General features: G+C 59.0%; 1 rRNA gene. It reads left to right on the top strand.

From position 1 onward, the window contains the following. Positions 1 to 64: 64 nt before the first annotated feature. A 16S ribosomal RNA gene (locus J2X26_RS21660) occupies positions 65 to 1,585 on the top strand. Positions 1,586 to 1,939 lie beyond the last annotated feature (354 nt).

The raw sequence follows: 1,939 nt of genomic DNA, 5'->3' as shown, positions 1-1,939 counted from the left end.
CTTATCGGGACCATTTCGTGTGTCGGTTGCCCTGCTGCTTTGGTGGTGGGGTGCCATGTAGACATTTACGGAGAGTTTGATTCTGGCTCAGGACGAACGCTGGCGGCGTGCTTAACACATGCAAGTCGAACGGTGATGGCCAGCTTGCTGGTCTGATCAGTGGCGAACGGGTGAGTAACACGTGAGCAACCTACCCCAGACTCTGGAATAACCATGGGAAACGATGGCTAATACCGGATACGAGACGCACACGCATGTGTGGTGTCTGGAAAGATTTATCGGTCTGGGATGGGCTCGCGGCCTATCAGCTTGTTGGTGGGGTAGTGGCCTACCAAGGCGACGACGGGTAGCCGGCCTGAGAGGGCGACCGGCCACACTGGGACTGAGATACGGCCCAGACTCCTACGGGAGGCAGCAGTGGGGAATATTGCACAATGGGCGCAAGCCTGATGCAGCGACGCCGCGTGAGGGATGACGGCCTTCGGGTTGTAAACCTCTTTCAGCAGGGAAGAAGCGAAAGTGACGGTACCTGCAGAAGAAGCGCCGGCTAACTACGTGCCAGCAGCCGCGGTAATACGTAGGGCGCAAGCGTTGTCCGGAATTATTGGGCGTAAAGAGCTCGTAGGCGGTTTGTCGCGTCTGCTGTGAAAACCTAAGGCTCAACCTTGGGCTTGCAGTGGGTACGGGCAGACTAGAGTGCGGTAGGGGTGACTGGAATTCCTGGTGTAGCGGTGGAATGCGCAGATATCAGGAGGAACACCGATGGCGAAGGCAGGTCACTGGGCCGCAACTGACGCTGAGGAGCGAAAGCATGGGGAGCGAACAGGATTAGATACCCTGGTAGTCCATGCCGTAAACGTTGGGCACTAGGTGTGGGGCTCATTCCACGAGTTCCGTGCCGCAGCAAACGCATTAAGTGCCCCGCCTGGGGAGTACGGCCGCAAGGCTAAAACTCAAAGAAATTGACGGGGGCCCGCACAAGCGGCGGAGCATGCGGATTAATTCGATGCAACGCGAAGAACCTTACCAAGGCTTGACATACACCGGAAACTTCCAGAGATGGTTGCCCCGCAAGGTCGGTGTACAGGTGGTGCATGGTTGTCGTCAGCTCGTGTCGTGAGATGTTGGGTTAAGTCCCGCAACGAGCGCAACCCTCGTCCCATGTTGCCAGCGGGTTATGCCGGGGACTCATGGGAGACTGCCGGGGTCAACTCGGAGGAAGGTGGGGATGACGTCAAATCATCATGCCCCTTATGTCTTGGGCTTCACGCATGCTACAATGGCCGGTACAAAGGGCTGCGATACCGCGAGGTGGAGCGAATCCCAAAAAGCCGGTCTCAGTTCGGATTGGGGTCTGCAACTCGACCCCATGAAGTCGGAGTCGCTAGTAATCGCAGATCAGCAACGCTGCGGTGAATACGTTCCCGGGCCTTGTACACACCGCCCGTCAAGTCACGAAAGTCGGTAACACCCGAAGCCGGTGGCCCAACCCTTGTGGAGGGAGCTGTCGAAGGTGGGACTGGCGATTGGGACTAAGTCGTAACAAGGTAGCCGTACCGGAAGGTGCGGCTGGATCACCTCCTTTCTAAGGAGCATCTGGCATCAGGTTGTCCTGTCATGGGGTGGCTGTGGTGTCCAGGCCCGTTGTCCCTGCCGAACGAGTGGGGGACGGTGCTCGAGGGTGGAACATCGACTGTTGGCCGGCTTTCGAGCTGGTGGCGACCTAGTACGCCAGGCCCTTCGGGGTTCTGGGTGGGAACGGTTGGCTGCTGGGGAGGGGTCGGCTGGGCACGCTGTTGGGTCCTGAGGGAACAGCCGGAAGGTTGTTTCATCAGGGTCGCTACGAGTCTCTTCTTCGCCTGTGGGTGGGGGTGGGGCTCGGGTGGCTGCGGGCTGGTACCGCTCGGTCGAACCACCCACGCACTGGTGCGCAAGCGCT

The sequence above is a fragment of the Cellulomonas humilata genome (assembly GCF_030814415.1).
GTDB classification, from domain to species: Bacteria; Actinomycetota; Actinomycetes; order Actinomycetales; family Cellulomonadaceae; genus Cellulomonas; species Cellulomonas humilata_A.
The sequence above is the reverse complement of the archived record's forward strand: the minus strand, read 5'-3'. Positions and strand labels throughout refer to the sequence as shown.